The following is a 16838-nucleotide window of genomic DNA, read 5'->3' as shown; positions in this document are numbered from 1 at the left end:
AGCCAGTGACAGTGGAGTCCTTATCATGAGTGACATCATCCGCCGCGATCCGCGCGCCGAGTGGATCGCCCGCAACCGCCTGCATCCGCTGCACGCGGCGATGCAGACCCAGCAAACCCAGTGGATGGGCCCCAACGGCGTCATTCGCAAGAACCCCCATGCGGCCTCCGCCGGCTTCATCGGCCCGGCCGGGATCAAGCGCATCGACCGTTCCGGCGTCCAGCAAGGCGGCAGCGGCAAGCGCCAGAGCGCCAGCGTGGAAGTGCAACTGCCGTTGCACGTGGTCGAGCAACCGGCATTCATCATCGCCGTGGTGCCGGACATGGTCGGCGGCCGCCTGAGCAGCCACGACAAAGACCTGCTCGGCCTCGCCCATCAACTGGCCGGTGAGGCCGGCGCGGTGCTGGCCGTGGTGTTCGGCGAGCCGAAGGAAAGCGCCTTCGACACCGCGGGCGTCGATCGCCTGCTGCTGCTCCAAGGGGACGAATACGAAGGCTACTCGCCCGAGCAGCGCGTGCTCGCCCTGCGTGCGGTGGAAAGCCAGTTCGCCCCGCGCCACTGGCTGCTGCCCGACAGTCGCACTGGTGGCGGCGAACTGGGTCGGCGCCTGTCCGCCAGCCTGGGAGAGCGCCCGGCCACCCGCGTCTGGCAGATCAAGGATGGCCAGTGCATGGGCCGTGCCGGCGCGGGTCGCGAAGACATCGTGCAGGCGCTGCCACGCCTGGTCCTGGCCGCCGCCGAGTGCGCCGACCCAGTCAGCGAAACCCGCCATGAAGCACAGGCGGTCGAGCTGTCGGTCCAAGTCGCGCGCAACCTGCCGCGTATCGAGGACCTCGGCTCGGTGGCCGTCGACCCGGCGCAGATTCCAATGGCCGAGGCCGAGTTCATCCTCTCCGGCGGCAACGGCGTGAAGGACTGGGCGCTGTTCCACCGCGCGGCAACGGCGCTCAGCGCCACCGAAGGCGCCTCGCGGGTGGCGGTTGACGATGGCCACATGCCACGCGCGCGCCAGGTCGGCGCCACGGGCACCTGGGTCACCGCGCGGGTCTACCTGGCGGTCGGCATTTCCGGAGCGATCCAGCACCTGCAGGGCATCGGTGCCTGCGACAAGGTGGTGGCGATCAACCTCGATCCGGGCTGCGACATGATCAAGCGCGCCGACATGGCGGTGATCGGCGATTCCGCCGCGATTCTCCAGGCGCTGATCGAACGGGTCGAAGCCCATCGCAACGGAGCCAAGCGCGATGCGGCCTGATGCCTCAATCGTAGGGTGGATGACGCTTCATCCATCCACCGTCCACCCCATCGCTACAAGGGCTGCATCATGGCTGAACTGAACATCGTCGCCCTGGTTTCCATCGGTGCTCACCCGGCCTCGGGCCGCCCGCGCCGCGCCGAGCAGGATGCCCGCGCCGTCGAGCTGGGCCTCAAGCTGGCCGGCGAAAAACTCAACGTGGTGCACGCCGGCGATCCCCATGAGGAAACCCTGCGTGCCTACCTCGGCATGGGCTTGCCGGCATTGACCGTGCTGGAACAGAAGCAGGGCGCCGATGCGCTGCCCGCCCTCAGCGATCACCTGAAGCTGGCCGGCACGCAGCTCGTCCTCACCGGTAGCCAGGCGGAAACCGGCGAAGGCTCGGGCTTGCTGCCGTATCTGTTGGCTGAGCGCCTGGGCTGGCCGCTGATCGTCGGCCTGGCCGAAGTGGAAAGCATCGACAACGGCAGCGCCCACGTGCTGCAAGCCTTGCCGCGCGGGCAACGGCGCCGGCTGAAAGTGCGCCTGCCCTTCGTCGCCAGCGTCGACCAGGCCGCGCCTGCCGCTCGTCAGAGTGCCTTCGGCCCGTCGCGTCGCGGCAAGCTGGAAGCCGACGCAGTGGAGTTGGTGGACGACCCGCTGTACGCCAACGCCCAGTGGCAACCCGCCAAGCCACGCCCCAAACGCCTCAAGGTGATCAAGGCCAAGACCGGTGCCGACCGGATGAAAGCCGCCACGGCCAAGGCCTCGGGCGGTGGTGGTCAGGTGCTCAGCGGGCTGACGCCGGAAGCGGGAGCCGAGGCGATCTTCAAATTGCTGCTTGAGGAAGGTGTCGTTCGCTGATCGCTTCCACGCAAAGCCTGATGATCAGTAGGGTGGACAACGCGAAGCTTGTCCACCAAAGCGAGCCACATGCTGTGCCGCGTCTGATTTGAAGTCCCGAAATGGTGGACAAGCTTCGCGTTGACTGCGCGTCCCGGTCCACCCTACTAGCTACTCCTACAACTCCCCTCCCACACCCGCCTCCAACTTGCGCCACAACAGGCGCACCGCCGCCTTGCGCGACATGCCCCAGCGGTACAGGCGAATCTCCAGCGGTATGTGCCAGTGCGCCTGGCCGCAGATCGCCAGTTCGCCGCGCGCCAGCTCGGCGCTCATCGACAAGCGCGGCACCCAGGCCACACCGAGGCCCTGCAAGGCCATGGTCTTGAGGCTGTCGGCCATCGCCGTTTCGTGGGCGGTGGTCGAACGCAAGGCGCGCTGGCGTAGCAGCAGGTTCAACGAGCGACCCAGGAACGTGCCCGCGCTGTAGGCCAGCAGCGGCACGCTCTGGCCACTGTCCAGGTCGTACAGCGGCTGGCCCTGTTCGTCGACACCACACACCGGCAGCATCTCGCTGCGCCCCAGGTGGATGGAGGGAAACAGGTCAGGCGCCAATTGCAGCGCCGCATCCGGATCGTAATAGGCGAGGATCAGGTCGCAGGTGCCTTCGCGCAGCGAGTGCACCGCCTCGCCGACGTTGGTCGCCGCCAGGCGTGTGGTCAGCGGCAGGCCATCGCGACGCAGCCTGGCGATCCACTCCGGGAAGAAGCTGAACGCCAGCGAGTGCGCCGCGGTGATCTGCAATACCTCGCCCTTCTGCCCTTCGAGGTGATGCAGGTGGCGCACCACTTCGCCAAGCTGCTCGACCAGGCTGCGCGCCGTGACCAGGAACAACTGGCCGGACTCGGTCAGCTCCACGGGCGTGCGCGAGCGGTTGACCAGGGTCAGCCCCAGCGCCGCTTCCAGGCTGCGAATCCGCCGACTGAACGCTGGCTGGGTGACGAAACGCTTGTTCGCCGCCTGGGAAAAACTGCGGGTCGCGGCCAACGCCACGAAGTCTTCCAGCCACTTGGTTTCCAGGTTCATGGAGCGTCCTTCATGTTCGATATTTTGCACATCCGTGCATTTCGAAAAGTCACATCATCGTTATGCCGATCGTGCATACCATAGCGTTTAACAGCATTGGTCGGAATACCCGGCTAAATCGCACTATATGGCCATCCGCGGCGCTCGCCGCCTACCCAGCGAGATAATCTCGATCATGTCCCCTGTTGCATCATCGCGCATCGAAAAAGACCTGCTTGGCACCCTCGAAGTCCCCGCTGAAGCGTACTACGGCATCCAGACCCTGCGTGCCGTGCAGAATTTTCGACTGACTGGCGTACCGCTTTCGCACTATCCGAAACTGGTGATCGGCCTGGCGATGGTCAAACAGGCCGCTGCCGATGCCAACCGCGAGCTGGGCCACCTGTCCGCCGCCAAGCACACCGCGATCAGCACCGCCTGTGCCCGCATCATCCAGGGCGAGTTCCACGATCAGTTCGTGGTCGACATGATCCAGGGCGGCGCCGGCACCTCGACCAACATGAACGCCAACGAGGTGATCGCCAACATCGCCCTGGAGGCCATGGGCTTCGAAAAAGGCGAGTACAAGCACCTGCACCCGAACAACGACGTGAACATGGCGCAGTCGACCAACGACGCCTACCCGACCGCCATCCGCATCGGCCTGCTGCTCGGCCACGACAGCCTGCTCAATGCGCTCGACAAGCTGATCAACTCGCTGTCGGCCAAGGGTCTGGAGTTCGCCAAGGTGCTGAAGATGGGCCGCACCCAGTTGCAAGACGCCGTGCCGATGACCCTCGGCCAGGAATTCCATGCCTTCGCCACTACCCTAGGCGAAGACCTGCAACACCTGAAGATGATGGCCCCGGCACTGCTCACCGAAGTCAACCTGGGCGGCACCGCCATCGGCACCGGCATCAACGCCGATCCGAAGTACCAGAAACTGGCGGTCGAGCGCCTGGGCGTGATCAGCGGCCATCCGGTCAAGCCGGCTGCCGACCTGATCGAAGCCACCAGCGACATGGGCGCCTTCGTGCTGTTCTCCGGCATGCTCAAGCGCACCGCGGTCAAGCTGTCGAAGATGTGCAACGACCTGCGCCTGCTGTCCAGCGGCCCGCGCACCGGTATCAACGAGATCAACCTGCCGCCGCGCCAGCCAGGCAGTTCGATCATGCCAGGCAAGGTCAACCCGGTGATTCCGGAAGCGGTGAACATGGTTGCCTTCGAAGTGATCGGCAACGACCTGGCGCTGACCATCGCCGCCGAGGGTGGCCAGTTGCAGTTGAACGTGATGGAGCCGCTGATCGCCTACAAGATCCTCGACTCGATCCGCCTGCTGACCCGCGCCATGGATATGCTGCGCGAGCTATGCATCGACGGTATCACCGCCAACGAGGCCCGCTGCCGCGAGCTGATGGAGAACTCCATCGGCCTGATCACCGCGCTGAACCCCTACATCGGCTACGAGAACTCCACGCGCATCGCCAAGACCGCGCTGGAAACCGGCCGTGGCGTGCTGGAACTGGTGCGTGAGGAGAAGCTGCTCGACGAAGCCATGCTCGCCGACATCCTGCGCCCGGAAAACATGATCGCCCCGCGCCTGGTGCCGCTCAGCGCCACCGCCTGATGGCATGCCGGGCGCAACATTCATCGACCTGGAGACCGCTCCCTCGTCTCCGGATCCTCAAGGATGGCTTCGGCCATCCTTTTTTTATTTCGTCGCAGGGACAGCTTTGAGGCAGGAATGGACGTTCGTGCGATGACCGTTCTTACACGGTGTGTGTAGTCGTCATTCCCGCGAAGGCGGGAACCCAGAAGCGCTTTTTATTTGGGTTCCCGCCTTCGCGGGAATGACGGAGGAATAACGAACGTCCGCTTCTGCCTCGATACAGTCGCTCACGCTGAAACGCAGAAAAACTCTTGCTGTCAGGCCAGCGCTGGTAACGCGCCCATCTTGCCGCGGCAATAGACCATCGGCGCAGTCTCCTGCTCGGGCACGATCAGGTTCTTCACCGCGCCGACCAGGATGGCGTGGTCGCCTCCCTCATACTCCCGCCACAACTCACATTCGATGATCGCCGTGGCATTGGCCAGCAGCGGGTTGCCCAGCTCGCTCAAGGTCCACTCGATGCCCTGCGCCTTGTCCTTGCCCTTTTTCGCAAAGGCATAGGCCTCGTCGCGTTGCTCGCCGGAGAGCAGGTGGATGGCGAAACGCTTGCTCTTGATCAGCGCCGGGTACGAATCGGAGCTGTAGTTGGGGCAGAACAGCACCAGCGCCGGGTCCATGGACAACGAGCTGAACGCACTGGCGGTCAGACCGACGATCTGGCCATCGGCGTCCAGCGTGGTGATCACGGTGACGCCGGAAGGGAAGGAGCCCATGACATTCTTGTAGGCGTTGGTGTCGATCATTTGGGGTACCTGGCTTGAGAAAACGATCTATTTTCGACAAAACAGGTCTTATGGTATACCGTAATACACGCCAATCAAGCGCTATTTTCAGCGCCATGAAATCCTCCGACGAACGTCGTTTGTAGTCCTTTAAGCCAGTAGATTCGGGGCTTTCGGATAAATCATAAAGCTCAGGACAACGCATTCCAGTCCACCCAAGCGATAGTCGCTCGTATAAAAAATATTGCCCGAAATATGGAATACCATAATATGGTGTCCAAGTTTATCGAGCGCATCGACGCCCGAACGCCGCTTTCTACAAAGACAATAAGCAAGGCAAGACGATGTCCGAGAACAACCCGCAAACGTTGATCGAGAACAACACCGTCGAATATGTCCCGCCCGCCGAACGCCACGGCAAGGCGCGTGACCTGTTCACTCTGTGGTTCAGCACCAATATCGCGCCACTGCCCATCGTGACCGGCGCCATGGTCGTCCAGGTGTTTCACCTCGACCTGTTCTGGGGCCTGCTGGCCATCGCCCTCGGGCATATGTTCGGCGGCATCTTCATCGCCCTGGCATCGGCCCAGGGGCCGCAGTTGGGCATCCCGCAGATGGTGCAGAGTCGCGGCCAGTTCGGTCGCTACGGCGCGCTGTTGATCGTGTTCTTCGCCGCCATCATTTATGTCGGCTTCTTCATTTCCAACATCGTGCTCTCGGGCAAGTCGATCCATGGCCTTGCCCCCTCCGTGCCGATGCCGGCGGCAATCATCATCGGCGCGATCAGTGCCACGGCCATCGGCGTGATCGGCTATCGCTTCATCCACACCCTCAACCGCATCGGCACCTGGGTCATGGGCGCGGCGCTGTTCGCCGGTTTCGCCTGGATCTTCTGCGGTGAGCTGCCGGCAGACTTCCTCACCCGTGGCGCCTTCAACGCCCACGGTTTCGTCGCCACCCTGTGCCTGGGAATCATCTGGCAGATCAGCTTCTCGCCCTACGTGTCGGATTATTCGCGCTACCTGCCGGCCAGCGTCGGCATCGCCAAGCCGTTCTGGGCGACCTACCTGGGGGCCTGCCTGGGCACCATCCTGTCGTTCAGTTTCGGCGCGGTCGCCGTGCTGGCGACGCCGGAAGGCACCGAAGCAATGGATGCGGTGAAACAGGCGACTGGCGCCCTCGGCCCGGCGCTGATGCTGCTGTTCCTGCTCAACATCATCAGCCACAACGCCCTCAACCTGTACGGTGCCGTGTTGTCGATCGTTACCTCGATCCAGACCTTCGCCGGCACCTGGACCCCGAGCATTCCAGTGCGCGTGGTGTTGTCGGGTGTGATTCTGCTGGGCTGCTGCCTGACAGCTCTGAGCGCTTCGGCCGACTTCGTCTCGCACTTCATCGGCCTGATTCTGGCGCTGCTGCTGGTGCTCGTGCCGTGGGCGTCGATCAACCTGATCGACTTCTACCTGATCAAGCGCGGGCAGTACGACATCGCCTCGATCTTCAAGGCCGACGGCGGTATCTACGGGCGCTTCAACATGCACGCGATCATCGCCTACTTCATCGGCATCATCGTGCAGTTGCCCTTCGCCAACACCTCGATCTATGTCGGCCCCTATGCCAACTACCTGGAAGGTGCCGACCTGTCATGGCTGGCCGGGTTGCTGGTCACCTGCCCGCTGTATTACTGCCTGGCGACTCGCGGCAAGGCCTCGATAAAAGCCGCAAGCCTGGCCGAGCAGCACTGACTAGCGCTGACTCAGGTCAGTCGCCACGGATGTACTGCTCCAGGTGCTGGATCAGTCCATCCTGCTCGGCGATGGTTTCCTTGACTAGGTCGCCAATCGATAGCAGCCCCTGCAGCCTGCCCTCCTCGACAACCGGCAGGTGACGCAGGTGGCGCTCGGTCATCAGCGTCATGCATTCGCGAATACTCTGGCGCGGCTCGACCGTCACCACCGGTACGCTCATCACGTCGCGAACCGGCGTGGCGATGGACGAACGCCCCTGCAGCACACCTTTGCGCGCATAGTCACGCTCGGTGAAGATGCCCAGCAGACGATCGCCCTCGGTAACCAGCAACGCACCGACGTTGTGCTCGGCCATCAACTGCAATGCCTGAAGCACGGTCTGATTCGGGCCGATTGCATGCACATTGCTGCTCGACTTGGTCCTGAGCATCTGCGCCACGGTCTTCATGGAAATCCTTCCTTCTACTTGCCTGCGATAGGCCGCAAGCATCCGCCAGCCACTGCGCTCGCGGCCAAGCGGGGATTTCCATGGTGCCGATAGAAATTATTCAGTTCAGGCCATCGCCACACGAATGGCCTGGGCCAGCTCGCGCACCCGCTGCTCCTCGGTGTCCCACGAACACATGAAGCGCGCCCCACCCGCCCCGATGAAGGTATAGAAGCGCCAGCCAGCAGCACGCAGGCGCTCGATGGCTAACTCCGAAAGCTGCAGGAATACGCCGTTGGCCTCTACCGGGAACATCAGGCGCACGCCGGGAATGTCCTTCACCAGGTCGGCCAGCAGTTGGGCACAACGATTGGCGTGATCGGCATAGCGCAGCCAGGCACCGTCCTGCAGCAAGCCAACCCAGGGCGCGGAAAGAAAGCGCATCTTCGATGCCAGTTGCCCCGCCTGCTTGCAGCGGTAATCGAAATCTTCGGCCAGCGCCCGGTCGAAAAACAGAATCGCCTCACCGACCGCCATGCCGTTCTTGGTCCCACCAAAGCACAGTACATCGACACCCGCCTTCCAGGTCAGCTCGGCCGGGCTGCAGCCGAGAAAAGCGCATGCATTGGAAAAACGCGCGCCATCCATATGCAGGTGCAACCCCTGCTCACGGCAGGTTTCGCTGATCGCGCGAATCTCTTCTGGCCGGTAGACCGTTCCGACTTCACTGGCCTGGGTCAGGGTAACCACGCGAGGCTTGGGGTAATGGATGTCCTGGCGCTTGAGCGCCACGGCACGAATCGATTCGGGGGTCAGCTTGCCATCGTGGCTGCTGGCAGTGAGCAGCTTGGAGCCATTGGAGAAGAACTCCGGCGCGCCGCACTCATCGGTTTCGACATGGGCGGTCTCCGAGCAGATCACGCTGTGGTAGCTCTGGCACAACGAGGCCAGCGCAAGGGAGTTTGCGGCAGTGCCGTTGAAGGCGAAGAACACCTCACAGTCGGTCTCGAACAACTGTCGAAAATGATCGGCCGCGCGCGCCGTCCACTCGTCCTCGCCATAGGCCCGTTGATGGCCGACGTTGGCCTCGGCCATGGCCTGCCATGCCTCAGGGCAAACACCGGAATAGTTGTCGCTGGCAAATTGCTGACTCTGATCGGTCATCGGCTTTCCTCTTCATCAATCTGGACTCGTTACCTTACGCAACAAACCTGGGTGGATACTTCCCAACGCGATAAAACACGAACAAAAAGGTACATGAACAGATTTACAGAGCAAATGCACCAAAATGGAACTGTTATGCACATCTATCACTATAAGGGTGCAATTTATTCAGTGAATATCACTGCAATGGCCGCTTTAAAGAGATTTTTACCTTATAAGCAGTACAGTTGATTTAAAAAAACCATAACAGTTATGTAGTTACCTAACTAAGAGCCCTGCAATTCTTGGTAGCTGTGCCTGTAACACTCGCCTCCAGGCAAGGAAAATACACTCCAACGACGAACACTCTCTCATGCCGCCAAAAGCGGAAGGAAATGCACCATGGAACGTACACTCGGTTCCGACCTGATCTTCCAAGAAAACTCCAAGTCCAGCGGCAGCCTGTTGCTGCGCGCAGTCGCCACCCTGCTGACCTGGCAGCGTCGCGTCATCAGCCGTCGCGAACTCGCACGCCTGGACGAGCGCCTGCTCAAGGACGCCGGTATCAGCCTGTACGAGCGCGAGCGCGAGATCGCCAAGCCCTTCTGGGAATGATCGGTCGCAGGCCAGAAAAGGGAAGCCATGAGCTTCCCTTTTTCATTTATGGCCTACCTGCGCAGAAACCTTCGTTGCTATCACTGAAATGAAAAAGGGGAGCCGATCAGGCTCCCCTCCTTTTTCGAACGTGCAATCAAGCGATTTCGATCAGCACTTCGCCCGGATTGACCCGGTCGCCCTTGGCCACATGAATGGCCTTGACCGTACCGGATATCGGCGCCTGCACCTCGGTTTCCATCTTCATCGCCTCGGTGATCAGCACGGCCTGGCCAGCCTTGACCGTGTCGCCTTCCTTGACCAGCACATCGACGATGTTGCCCGGCATGCTGGTGCTGACATCGCCCGGCTCGCTGGCCCTCCTGCGCTTGTCGCCAGCCCCCCCGGCGACGTAATCGTTGAGCGCCTCGAACACCACTTCTTCCGGCACGCCGTCGACGGACAGGTAGAAGTGACGCTTGCCTTCGCCCTTCACGCCCACGCCGGTGATGTCCACGCGATAGCTCTCGCCGTGCACGTCGATGATGAACTCGGTGGGTACGCCGCCACCGCCCGCCGCCGCCACGCCATTGCCATCGGGGATCGGCAGCAGCTCTTCCGGCACCAGGGAACCGGCCTCGCGCTCCTCGAGGAACTTGCGACCGATGTCCGGGAACATGGCGAAGGTCAGCACGTCTTCTTCACTCTTGGCCAGATCGCCGATCTCGGCACGCAGCTTGGCCAGCTCCGGCTTGAGCAGGTCGGCCGGACGCACGTCGATCACTTCTTCGTTGCCGATCGCCTGCTTGCGCAGCTTCTCGCTGACCACCCCCGGCGCCTGGCCGTAGCCGCCTTGCAGGTACAGCTTCACCTCGTTGGTGATGGTCTTGTAGCGCTCACCCGCCAGCACGTTGAAGAACGCCTGGGTGCCGACGATCTGCGAGGTCGGCGTGACCAGCGGCGGGAAACCGAGGTCCTCGCGCACCCGCGGGATTTCCGCCAGCACCTCGTTCATGCGGTTGAGGGCGCCCTGCTCCTTGAGCTGGTTGGCCAGGTTGGAAATCATCCCGCCCGGCACCTGGTTGACCTGCACACGCGTGTCGACGGAGGTGAATTCACTTTCGAACTGGTGGTACTTCTTGCGCACCGCATGGAAGTACATGCCGATTTCCTGGATCAGCGCCAGGTCCAGGCCGGTGTCGTACTCGCTGCCCTTGAGCGCGGCGACCATCGACTCGGTGCCGGGGTGGCTGGTGCCCCAGGCGAAGCTGGAGATCGCGGTGTCGATATGGTCGGCCCCCGCTTCGATGGCCTTGAGCTGGCACATGGCGCCCAGGCCGGCGGTGTCGTGGCTGTGGATGAACACCGGCAGATCGATCTCGGCCTTCAACGCGGCGACCAGTTCAGCGGTCGCATACGGCGTCAGCAGGCCGGCCATGTCCTTGATCGCGATGGAATCGATGCCCATCGCCTGCATGGCCTTGCCCTGGGCGACGAATGCGGCGACGGTGTGTACCGGGCTGGTGGTGTAGGCGATGGTGCCCTGGGCATGCTTGCCCGACACCTTCACCGCCTCGATGGCCACACGCAGGTTACGCACGTCGTTCATCGCATCGAAGACGCGGAACACGTCGATGCCGTTGGCGGCGGCCTTGGCCACGAAGGCCTTGACCACGTCGTCGCTGTAGTGGCGATAGCCCAGCAGGTTCTGCCCGCGCAGGAGCATCTGCAGGCGGGTATTGGGCAGCGCCGCCTTGAGCTTGCGCAGGCGCTCCCACGGGTCTTCCTTGAGGAAACGCACGCAGGCGTCGAAGGTGGCGCCACCCCAGACTTCCAGCGACCAGTAGCCGACCTTGTCGAGCTTGTCGCAGATCGGCAGCATGTCTTCGCTGCGCATGCGCGTGGCGATCAGCGACTGGTGGGCGTCGCGCAGGATGGTGTCGGTAACCGTGATCTTTCTAGCCATGATTGTTTTCCTCACAGGCCTGCATGGGCGGCAATGGCGGCGGCGATGGCCAGGGCCAGTTCGCCCGGCTTGCGTTTGATCGAGTAGTTCAGCAGTTCGGGGTGGTTGTCGACGAAGCTGGTGTTGAACTCACCGCTGCGGAATTCGTCGTTGGCGAGAATCTGCTGGTAGTAGGTGGCGGTGGTCTTCACCCCTTGCACACGCATGTCATCCAATGCCCGCAGGCCGCGCGCCAGCGCCTCCTCCCAGGTCAAAGCCCAGACGATCAGCTTCAGGCACATCGAGTCGTAGTACGGCGGAATGGTGTAGCCGGTGTAGATCGCCGTGTCCGTACGCACGCCAGGGCCACCCGGCGCGTAGTAACGGGTGATCTTGCCGAACGACGGCAGGAAGTTGTTGCGCGGGTCCTCGGCGTTGATGCGGAACTGCAGGGCGAAACCACGGTGCTGGATATCTTCCTGCTGCACCGACAGGCGCTGCCCGGAGGCTATGCGAATCTGCTCGCGGACGATGTCGAGGCCGGTGATTTCCTCGGTGATGGTGTGCTCCACCTGCACCCGGGTGTTCATCTCCATGAAGTACACCTCGCCCTCGGCGAGCAGGAACTCCACGGTGCCAGCGTTCTCGTAGCCCACGGCCTTGGCCGCGCGCACCGCGAGGTCGCCGATGTAGGCGCGCTGTTCGGGCGTCAGTTGCGGGCTGGGCGCGATCTCGATCAGCTTCTGGTTGCGGCGCTGGATCGAGCAGTCGCGCTCGTACAGGTGTACGGTGTTGCCGTGGCTGTCGGCGAGGATCTGCGCCTCGATGTGCTTGGGATTGACGATGCACTTCTCGAGAAACACCTCGGCCGAGCCGAAGGCCTTGGTCGCCTCGGAAATCACTCGCGGATAGGCCTGCTCCAGCTCCTCGCGGCTGTTGCAGCGACGGATGCCACGTCCACCACCGCCCGAGGTGGCCTTGAGCATCACCGGGTAGCCGATGCGCTCGCCTTCGCGCAGCGCCTCGTCGAGGTCGGCCACGTTGCCTTCGGTGCCCGGCGTCACGGGAACGCCGGCCTTGATCATGCTGCGCCGGGCCTCGGTCTTGTCGCCCATGCGGCGAATCACCTCGGCGCTCGGGCCGATGAACTTGACTCCGCGCGCCGCACAGATTTCCGCCAGCTCGGCGTTCTCCGAGAGGAAACCATAGCCGGGATGCAGTGCATCGCAGCCGGTTTCCACGGCCAGGTTCACCAGCTTGCGCGGGTTCAGGTAGCCGGCGAGCGGATCGTCACCGATGCTGTAGGCCTCGTCCGCACGCTTGACGTGCAGCGCCATGCGGTCAGCCTCGGAGTAGACCGCTACCGAGCGAATGCCCATCTCGGCGCAGGCGCGCACGATACGGACGGCAATCTCACCACGGTTGGCAATCAGGATTTTCTTGATCACGAGCCTTTCCTCGATCACGTGTACAGGCGCCCGGCAAGGCCGGTCGACGAATGACCATCTGTCATGTAGTGGCCGTGGAAATACCCTACCCCGCCGTAACAATTAACCAAAATCAATATTTATTGGGATCAGCATAAATTAACGCTTATAGTTGGTGTCATTGGCCCGCCGACGAGAACGATCCATGCGCAAATCCCTGATGCGAATGACCCTGCGTCAGTTGCAGATTTTTCGCGCCGTGTGCGAAAGCCGTTCCTACAGCCGCGCGGCGGAAGAGATGTCCCTGACCCAACCTGCGGTCAGCCTGCAGATTCGCCAGTTGGAAGAGTTGGTCGGCCAGCCGCTGTTCGACTACGTCGGCAAGAAACTGCACCTGACTGGCGCGGCCGAAGCCTTGCGCAAGACCAGCGAGGAAATCTTCGGCCACCTGGAGAGCCTGGACATGCACCTGTCCGACCTCCAGGGCTCATTGCAAGGCCAGCTCAACCTGGCGATAGAATCCAGCGCCAAGTACCTGGTTCCCCACCTGTTCGCCGCTTTTCGCGCCAAACATCCAGAAGTCAGCCTTCAACTCGTGGTGGTCAATCACAGCCAGGCGGTGCGTCGTCTTTCCATCAGCCGCGATGACCTGCTGATCATGTCCCAGGTGCCCAGCGACATGGAGCTGGACTTCCTGCCCTTCTTCACCAACCCCATCGTCGCCGTGGCACCGCCGGACCACCCGTTGTGCCAGCAGGAAAAGCTCAAGCTGCAGGATCTCACCGCTTATCCATTGCTGTTGCGTGAGCCGGGATCAGGCACTCGACGAGCCTGCGAAGAACACTGCCACCAGAAACGCGCGCACTTCGAACAAACGCTCGAGGTGGGCTCGACCGAGGCCCAGGTCGAAGCCGTCATGGCCGGACTGGGCCTGGCCATGCTGCCACGGCACGCGGTGCGCCTGGAGCTGGGCAGCGGCTTGCTGCGTGAACTGCCCGTGGAGGAATTGCCGCTACAGCGCAGTTGGTGCGTCGTGCACCAACGCGGAAAACGCCTGTCGCCAGTGGCACAGGCGTTCCTCGATTTCATTCGCCGGGAGCGGGCGCAGATCAGCGCGCTGGGCGAGCGCTTCGCTCCGCAGCAGCCTGCGAGCTGAGGTAGTTGGCGGCGATCAGGTCAGGAAATTCGGCGATATCCTGATTCAGGCGGCGCATTTCCGAATAGTCTTCGATAGCGCGACGGAATTGCATGCGGCGCAGGTCTTCCTGCTGGCGACGGGTCTTTGATTCGGCGTGCTGGGACATGATGGCTCTCCGACCGGAAGGGTCTCCATCATCGACCCGCGCCATGACGAAGCGATGATGAACGCGTGACCGAGCGGTGAAGGCCAACAAAACGCCTGCAGCGGTTATCCGCGATCAATCCTCGACGCTTTTCACCGACTTCGGCGACAAACGCAGCCCGCGCAGGCTGCGCTTCACGCTCTTGAGGTGGTTGACCAGGCTCGGCCCACGGGCCATGGCCACGCCCATCGCCAGGACATCGATCACCACCAGATGGGCGATGCGCGAGGTCAGCGGCGTGTAGATATCGGTGTCTTCCTGCACGTCGATGGCCAGGTTGACCGTGGCCAGCTCCGCAAGCGGCGTCTGGCTCGGGCACAGGGTAATCAGGTTGGCGCCCGACTCACGCACCAGGTTGGCGGTGATCAGCAGGTCCTTGGAACGACCCGACTGGGAAATGCAGATCGCCACGTCGGTCGGTTTGAGCGTGACCGCCGACATCGCCTGCATGTGCGGGTCGGAATAGGCCGCGGCGGTGAGCAGCAGGCGAAAGAACTTGTGCTGGGCATCCGCCGCCACCGCGCCGGAAGCACCGAAGCCGTAGAACTCGATGCGCTGGGCACTGGCGATGGCGTTGATCGCGCGCTGCAAGGCGACGTTATCGAGGCTTTCGCGCACTTCCATCAGCGTGTGCAGGGTGGTATCGAAGATCTTCAGGCTGAAGTCGGCGACCGAGTCGTCTTCATGGATCGCGAACTGGCCGAAGCTCGCCCCTGCCGCCAGGCTTTGCGCCAGCTTGAGCTTGAGATCCTGAAAGCCGGTACAGCCAATGGCCCGGCAGAAGCGCACGATGGTCGGCTCGCTGATGCCCACTTCGTGAGCCAGGTCGGCCATGGAACTGTGCATCACAGCCGAAGGGTCCAGCAGGACGTAGTCGGCTACCTTGAGCTCGGATTTGCGCAGCAGGGCGCGGGATTGGGCAATGTGCTGCAAAAGATTCACAAGAAGGACTCGCTGGTCAGGCGGCAATAAAAAGGAGACAGGTCGGCCAGGCGCTGAAATGCCTGATTTTTCGGCCCGAACTCGTGACGTTTTGACCCGGCCTGTTATGATCGGGCTGTAGTGTTCTTGTAGTTATACTACATGAACGGCCTTATCGCACAGGCAAACCCAGTCGGAGTCCACGTGTTCAACACCCCCTGCGACATGCTGGTTTTTGGCGGCACCGGCGATCTCGCACTACACAAGCTGCTGCCCGCTCTCTATCACCTGCACCGTGATGGGCGCCTGGCCGATGACATGCGCATCCTCGCCGTCGCCCGGCATGAGATGAAGCGGGGCGACTTCCAGTCCCTGGCCGAACGGCACTGCCGTGCCCAGGTAGCACGCAGCGATTTCGACAACGCCACCTGGCAGGGCTTCGCCGAACGCCTCGACTATTTCGCCATGGACCTGGTACAGAGCGCCGAGTACGGCCGGCTGAATCGCTACATCGGCGCCGAACGCGCGCAGTGTGCCCGCGTCTATTACCTGGCCACCGCGCCCAGCCTGTTCGAGCCGATAGCCGAGAACCTGTCCTTCGCCAGCATGGCCGGCGAAAACACCCGCATCGTGCTGGAGAAACCCATCGGCCACTCCCTGGAATCGGCGCTGGCGATCAACGCCGCCATCGGCGCCGTGTTCAGCGAACCCCAGGTGTTTCGCATCGACCACTACCTGGGCAAGGAAACCGTGCAGAACCTCATGGCCCTGCGCTTCGCCAACGCCCTGTTCGAACCGCTCTGGCGCGCCGGCCATATCGACCACGTGCAGATCAGCGTCAACGAAACCCTTGGCGTGGAGAATCGCGGCGCCTACTACGATCACGCCGGCGCCATGCGCGACATGCTGCAGAACCACCTGCTGCAACTGCTCTGCCTGGTGGCGATGGAAGCGCCGGTACGCTTCGACGCCGAGGCCGTGCGCAACGAGAAGGTGCGCATCCTGCAGACCCTCAAGCCGATCTCCGGGCTCGACGTGAAGGACAAGACCGTGCGCGGCCAATACACCGCCGGCAAGATCGGCGGCCAGGAAGTGCCCGCCTATTACTTCGAAAAGAACGTCGATAACGACAGCGATACCGAGACCTTCGTCGCCATCAAGGCCGAGATCGACAACTGGCGCTGGTCTGGCGTGCCCTTCTACTTGCGCACCGGCAAGCGCATGGCAAGGAAGTGCTCGGAAATCGTCATCCAGTTCAAGCCGGTGCCGCACCGCCTGTTCGAATCCAGCCAGGCCAACCGCCTGGTCATCCGCTTGCAGCCGGAAGAGCGCATCAGCCTGCAATTGATGGGCAAGAGCCCGGGCAAGGGCATGAGCCTGACGCCCATGGAACTGGACCTCAACCTGGCCCAGGTCTTCCCGCAGAAGCGCCGTTGGGACGCCTACGAACGCCTGCTGCTGGATGTGATCGTGGGTGATTCGACGCTGTTCATGCGCCGCGACGAAGTCGAGGCGGCCTGGAGCTGGGTCGATCCGATCCTCAAGGGCTGGCAGGAGTACTACCAGAACCCTCGGCCCTACCCGGCCGGCCGCAACGGGCCGGAACAGGCGCAGAGCCTGCTGGAGCAACAAGGGCGCGCCTGGCTGGACTGACGGCACCCCGACTTTCCTCCTCGTTCGGCTCGCACGAGCGCTTGGCCACGCGCCGAATGTGCCCTGGTATTGCTCTGGAGCAATATCGCGAGCCTCTACACTCC

15 protein-coding genes are annotated in these 16838 nt (G+C 62.6%); 7 read left to right on the top strand and 8 right to left on the bottom strand.

Translation table 11 applies throughout. From position 1 onward, the window contains the following. Positions 1-25: 25 nt before the first annotated feature. Positions 26-1255, top strand: coding sequence for an electron transfer flavoprotein subunit alpha (gene etfA, locus ACSZPK_RS03265; RefSeq protein ID WP_437879947.1), 1230 nt, complete (start codon positions 26-28; stop codon positions 1253-1255). A gap of 69 nt (positions 1256-1324) precedes the next feature. After that, complete coding sequence (gene etfB, locus ACSZPK_RS03260; RefSeq protein WP_437879946.1) at positions 1325-2098, top strand: electron transfer flavoprotein subunit beta; 774 nt, start codon at positions 1325-1327, stop codon at positions 2096-2098. A gap of 156 nt (positions 2099-2254) precedes the next feature. On the opposite strand, the gene ACSZPK_RS03255 is transcribed toward etfB, so the two are convergent. Continuing rightward, complete coding sequence (locus ACSZPK_RS03255; protein WP_437879945.1) at positions 2255-3163, bottom strand: LysR substrate-binding domain-containing protein; 909 nt, start codon at positions 3161-3163, stop codon at positions 2255-2257. A 175-nt stretch (positions 3164-3338) separates the two neighbouring features. Between ACSZPK_RS03255 and ACSZPK_RS03250 the strand changes: the two genes are divergently transcribed. Beyond that, positions 3339-4769, top strand: a complete 1431-nt coding sequence (locus ACSZPK_RS03250; protein ID WP_437879944.1) for an aspartate ammonia-lyase — start codon at positions 3339-3341, stop codon at positions 4767-4769. 299 nt (positions 4770-5068) lie between these two features. Here ACSZPK_RS03250 and ACSZPK_RS03245 read toward each other — a convergent pair whose 3' ends face one another. Next, positions 5069-5554, bottom strand: coding sequence for a flavin reductase family protein (locus ACSZPK_RS03245; RefSeq protein WP_437879943.1), 486 nt, complete (start codon positions 5552-5554; stop codon positions 5069-5071). A gap of 323 nt (positions 5555-5877) precedes the next feature. Between ACSZPK_RS03245 and ACSZPK_RS03240 the strand changes: the two genes are divergently transcribed. Further along, positions 5878-7278 (top strand): purine-cytosine permease family protein, encoded by a 1401-nt coding sequence (locus ACSZPK_RS03240; protein WP_437879942.1) that lies wholly within the window; start codon positions 5878-5880, stop codon positions 7276-7278. A 16-nt stretch (positions 7279-7294) separates the two neighbouring features. Here ACSZPK_RS03240 and ACSZPK_RS03235 read toward each other — a convergent pair whose 3' ends face one another. Together ACSZPK_RS03235 and ACSZPK_RS03230 are read right to left on the bottom strand one after the other, a co-directional pair. Beyond that, the gene (locus ACSZPK_RS03235; protein ID WP_437879941.1) at positions 7295-7729 is read right to left on the bottom strand and encodes a CBS domain-containing protein; all 435 of its coding nucleotides are present in this window, start codon (positions 7727-7729) and stop codon (positions 7295-7297) included. Between the two features lie 105 nt (positions 7730-7834). Further along, positions 7835-8872 (bottom strand): threonine aldolase family protein, encoded by a 1038-nt coding sequence (locus ACSZPK_RS03230; protein ID WP_437879940.1) that lies wholly within the window; start codon positions 8870-8872, stop codon positions 7835-7837. A gap of 381 nt (positions 8873-9253) precedes the next feature. Between ACSZPK_RS03230 and ACSZPK_RS03225 the strand changes: the two genes are divergently transcribed. Continuing rightward, entirely contained in the window at positions 9254-9466 is a 213-nt protein-coding gene (locus tag ACSZPK_RS03225) for a DUF1127 domain-containing protein (protein ID WP_437879939.1), read from the top strand. A 136-nt stretch (positions 9467-9602) separates the two neighbouring features. Here ACSZPK_RS03225 and oadA read toward each other — a convergent pair whose 3' ends face one another. Together oadA and ACSZPK_RS03215 are read right to left on the bottom strand one after the other, a co-directional pair. Beyond that, entirely contained in the window at positions 9603-11426 is a 1824-nt protein-coding gene (gene oadA, locus ACSZPK_RS03220; protein WP_437879938.1) for a sodium-extruding oxaloacetate decarboxylase subunit alpha, read from the bottom strand. Next, a complete protein-coding gene (locus ACSZPK_RS03215; protein ID WP_437879937.1) occupies positions 11423-12838 on the bottom strand; it encodes an acetyl-CoA carboxylase biotin carboxylase subunit in 1416 nt (471 codons plus the stop codon). The genes oadA and ACSZPK_RS03215 overlap by 4 nt, the downstream gene beginning before the upstream one ends. Before the next feature lie 184 nt (positions 12839-13022). On the opposite strand from ACSZPK_RS03215, the gene ACSZPK_RS03210 reads away from it, so the two are divergent. After that, a complete protein-coding gene (locus tag ACSZPK_RS03210; protein ID WP_437879936.1) occupies positions 13023-13973 on the top strand; it encodes a LysR family transcriptional regulator in 951 nt (316 codons plus the stop codon). Here the strand turns inward: ACSZPK_RS03210 and ACSZPK_RS03205 are convergent. Both ACSZPK_RS03205 and hexR read right to left on the bottom strand, forming a co-directional pair. After that, entirely contained in the window at positions 13927-14121 is a 195-nt protein-coding gene (locus ACSZPK_RS03205; RefSeq protein ID WP_437879935.1) for a PA3496 family putative envelope integrity protein, read from the bottom strand. The genes ACSZPK_RS03210 and ACSZPK_RS03205 overlap by 47 nt on opposite strands. A gap of 114 nt (positions 14122-14235) precedes the next feature. Continuing rightward, complete coding sequence (gene hexR / locus ACSZPK_RS03200) at positions 14236-15102, bottom strand: transcriptional regulator HexR (RefSeq protein ID WP_437879934.1); 867 nt, start codon at positions 15100-15102, stop codon at positions 14236-14238. Between the two features lie 204 nt (positions 15103-15306). Here hexR and zwf point away from each other — a divergent pair, with 204 nt between their 5' ends. Beyond that, the gene (gene zwf / locus ACSZPK_RS03195; RefSeq protein WP_437880277.1) at positions 15307-16734 is read left to right on the top strand and encodes a glucose-6-phosphate dehydrogenase; all 1428 of its coding nucleotides are present in this window, start codon (positions 15307-15309) and stop codon (positions 16732-16734) included. Positions 16735-16838: the final 104 nt, after the last annotated feature.

Source organism: Pseudomonas sp. LRF_L74, assembly GCF_965644255.1.
Lineage (GTDB): Bacteria > Pseudomonadota > Gammaproteobacteria > Pseudomonadales > Pseudomonadaceae > Aquipseudomonas.
Note: the sequence above shows the minus strand (reverse complement) of the source record. Positions and strands in the feature narration are given on the sequence as shown.